This is a genomic window from Streptomyces sp. SID12501 (assembly GCF_010550245.1).
Classification (GTDB): domain Bacteria; phylum Actinomycetota; class Actinomycetes; order Streptomycetales; family Streptomycetaceae; genus Streptomyces.
On sequence record NZ_JAAGLU010000749.1, the window covers coordinates 1 to 426 of the forward strand.

Annotated in this window: 1 protein-coding gene; it reads left to right on the forward strand. The window is 77.0% G+C overall.

The features are described from left to right. A partial coding sequence (locus G3I71_RS48270; RefSeq protein ID WP_164325320.1) for an enoyl-CoA hydratase/isomerase family protein occupies window positions 1-426 on the forward strand: 426 nt, incomplete at both ends.

Sequence of the window (426 nt, forward strand, 5' to 3'; positions counted from 1 at the left end):
CCACACCGTCACCGACGGAGTGGCCACCGTCGTCATCTCGCACCCCGCCAAGCGGGGCGCCATGACCGCCGCGATGTGGCGTGCGCTGCCCGCGCTGCTGCCGGGGCTCGCGGCCGATCCCGCCGTACGGGTACTGGTGCTGACCGGGGCCGGGGGCACCTTCTGCGCGGGCGCCGACATCTCCTCCCTCACCGGGGACGACGACCCCCAGGCGCTGTCCGTGGCGGCGGAGGAGGCCCTCGCCGCGTTCCCCAAGCCCACCCTCGCCGCGATCCGCGGGCACTGCGTCGGCGGCGGCAGCCAACTCGCGGCCGCCTGCGACCTGCGCTTCGCCGAGCGGGGGGCCACCTTCGGGGTGACCCCGGCGCGGCTCGGCATCGTCTACCCGGCCTCCTCCACCCGGCGACTGGCCTCGGTCGTCGGGCC